A 2,510-nucleotide genomic window follows, 5' to 3' on the forward strand; every position below is an offset into this window, starting at 1 on the left:
GTTCTGAGCGCTCACCGGGCCGCCGCCGGGGCGACGGGGCGGGGCACCCGGGCGAAGGCGTGCCCGGTCAGTTCGCGGGCCGTGTCCAGCCGGCGCCGGCGCAGCGCACCCGGCACCATCAGCAGCGCGTGCAGCCGGGTGGACAGGTGGCGGCGGGCGGTGCGGGCGGCGCGGTGCCAGCCCAGCGCGTCGAAGTCCGCGGCGAGTTCGAGCAGCAGCCGGCGGGTCTCCTCGAAGCGGGAGCCGCTGACCGCCTGCGCGGAGGACTCGCTCGCGCCGTGCCGCCGGTAGTCGAAGCAGACCTCCGGGTCGGTGACCAACTCCTCGCCGCGCAGCAGCAGTTCCACGGTGAGCGCGAGGTCCTGCACGACCGTCAGGTCGGCACGGAAGCCGACCTCCTTGAGCAGGTCGGAGCGCCAGCACATGGCCGGGAAGTAGAGCCAGTTGCCGCGCAGCAGGCTGACCGCGAGCGCCTCGCCGCCGAGCCGGGCGCGCCGGTCGGGCGCGGCGGAGTACAGCCGCCGCTTGGCGGTGTCGACCAGGGTGTGCACCGGGCGGCCCTCGCCGTCGATCACCCGGACCCCCGGCTGGTACATCGCGGCGCCCGGCATGTCGGCGCGGGCGGCCCGTACGGTCGCGACGTAGCCGGGACGCATCAGGTCGTCGCAGCCCATCAGCACGGTGTACGGGTAGTCGGCGAGTTCGACACAGCGGCGGAAGTTGCCGGTGACGCCGAGGTTCTGGTCGTTGCGGAAGTAGCGCACCCGGCGGTCGTCCAGGCCGGCGAACCACTCCGGCACGCCGGGCCGGGTGTCGTCGTCCACGACGGTCAGCCGCCAGTCGGGGTCGGTCTGGGTGAGGACGCTGCGCACGGCGTCGCGCATCAGCGCGGGGTCGCCGTAGTAGGGCAGCATGATGTCGAGCGTGTCGGTCACTGGGAGCATTCGCCTTCCACGGCGGCCAACGGCCGTGCGGGTTCCGGGCGGTGGGCCGTGCGCAGGGCCGCGTCACGGGCGAGTTCGGTCAACCGGCGCTCCATGGCGCGGAACCGCAGGTAGGTGTTGAGCGCCAGCGCGGTCACGCCGACCACCAGCAGGTACAGCACCAGGTCGGTGCCGCGGCCGACGCCGAGCAGGTGGGCGGCCTTCGTGGTGTCGCCGGGCCGCAGCACCGCGTAGATGTTGAGGAAGCAGAAGACGAGGAAGGCGATCCGCTTCCACGCCCGGGTCCGGGTGGTGTTCCAGCTGCGCATGAACACCGCGAGCAGGACCACCACCGCGGACAGCAGGACGATCTGGATGAGCACCGGTCAGCCCTTCTCACGGTTCAGGGACAGGTCGAAGAGGATGTTCACTCCGTTGAGCAACGACTGGCCCTTGGCCCGCGAGTAGTCGGTGTAGCGGATCGACACCGGGGACTCCACGACGCTCAGGTCGGAGCGGGCGAGGAAACCGGTGATCTCGGAGGCGTGCGCCATGCCGTTCATCGTGATGTTGACCCGGGCGGCGGCGGCACGGTTGAACAGACGCAGTCCGTTGTGCGCGTCGGAGAGCTTCAGCCGGCGCGCGGTGGGGCTCAGTGCCGCCGCGGTACGCAGCACCACGCGCTTGACCCAGGGCACTTCGACGCGCTCGCCACCGGGCCGCAGGAAACGCGAGCCGAGCACCACGTCGGCGCCGCGGGCCCGGGCCACCGCCAGCATGGTGATGACGTCCTCGACGCGGTGCTGGCCGTCGGCGTCGAAGGTGACGAAGCGTCCGGCACCGGGTTGGGACAGGGCGTACCGCAGCCCGGTCTGGATCGCCGCGCCCTGACCGAGATTGATGGGGTGTTGGACGAGGTGCGCGCCGGTGCGGGCGACTTCGTCCTGGGAGCCGTCGACACTGCCGTCGTCGACACACACCACGTTGGGGAAGGTGCGCAGCGCCTCGGCCACTACCCCGGCCACGACCGGGGCTTCGTTGTAGACCGGGATGATCAGCCAGACGTCACCGAAGGTGCGCTTGCTGGCGAGGCGCGGCGCGCCGGAGATCACCATGGAAAGCGCACCCTTTCGTCAATTACTCGACCGATTGCGGACGCTCCGCGGTTTCCGGGAAGTTGGTCCCTTGTATTGCGTCCGTCCGCCCAGTTTGACGGTCGAAGTGACGCATAGGTTGCTCCCGAAGGGCATAAGTCACTCGGATGGAGAGCAGAATTGCGGTGATCGCGGCGCCGACGGTATAAGCGATCTCGACCCGGTCACGGATCGGCAACGGACTGACCGTCACCGCGAGCAGCGCGGCCGTGCCGACCGCCCAGGAGAGCAACTGCCGGCCGTGGCCGCCGGTGGTCTGCAACGCCTGGCCGAGCACCGAGGCAAGCATGTAGCAGAGCGTGCCGGCCGAGAGCCAGGCGAAGTCCGTCCAGCCGAGCAGATCGGGCGAACCGAACAGCCGCGGCACCAGCCACGGCCCCAGCGCCACCGCCACCACCCCGCCCGTGCCGCCCAGCAGCCCGGTGAACGCGGC

General features: G+C 71.0%; 3 protein-coding genes and 1 pseudogene. All 4 read right to left on the reverse strand.

Annotated elements, in window-relative coordinates; genetic code table 11:
* Nucleotides 1-11: 11 nt before the first annotated feature.
* On the reverse strand, nt 12-944 hold the full coding sequence (locus AC13HU_RS35540) for a glycosyltransferase (RefSeq protein ID WP_483046128.1): 933 nt from the start codon (nt 942-944) through the stop codon (nt 12-14).
* Complete coding sequence (locus AC13HU_RS35545; RefSeq protein ID WP_483046129.1) at nt 932-1,306, reverse strand: DUF2304 family protein; 375 nt, start codon at nt 1,304-1,306, stop codon at nt 932-934. Before AC13HU_RS35545 ends, AC13HU_RS35540 begins: the two co-directional genes overlap by 13 nt.
* A 3-nt stretch (nt 1,307-1,309) precedes the next feature.
* Nucleotides 1,310-2,038 (reverse strand): glycosyltransferase family 2 protein, encoded by a 729-nt coding sequence (locus AC13HU_RS35550; RefSeq protein WP_483046130.1) that lies wholly within the window; start codon nt 2,036-2,038, stop codon nt 1,310-1,312.
* A 22-nt stretch (nt 2,039-2,060) separates the two neighbouring features.
* Nucleotides 2,061-2,510: pseudogene (locus AC13HU_RS35555) on the reverse strand (hypothetical protein); the annotation flags it as partial.

It is taken from the genome of Streptomyces sp. NH27 (assembly GCF_056859195.1).

What these genes read in the sequence shown, in the direction of transcription:
- AC13HU_RS35550 (WP_483046130.1), bottom strand. Translation starts at nt 2,038, where the DNA reads ATGGTGATCTCCGGCGCGCCGCGCCTCGCCAGCAAGCGCACCTTCGGT.
- AC13HU_RS35540 (WP_483046128.1), bottom strand. Translation starts at nt 944, where the DNA reads ATGCTCCCAGTGACCGACACGCTCGACATCATGCTGCCCTACTACGGC.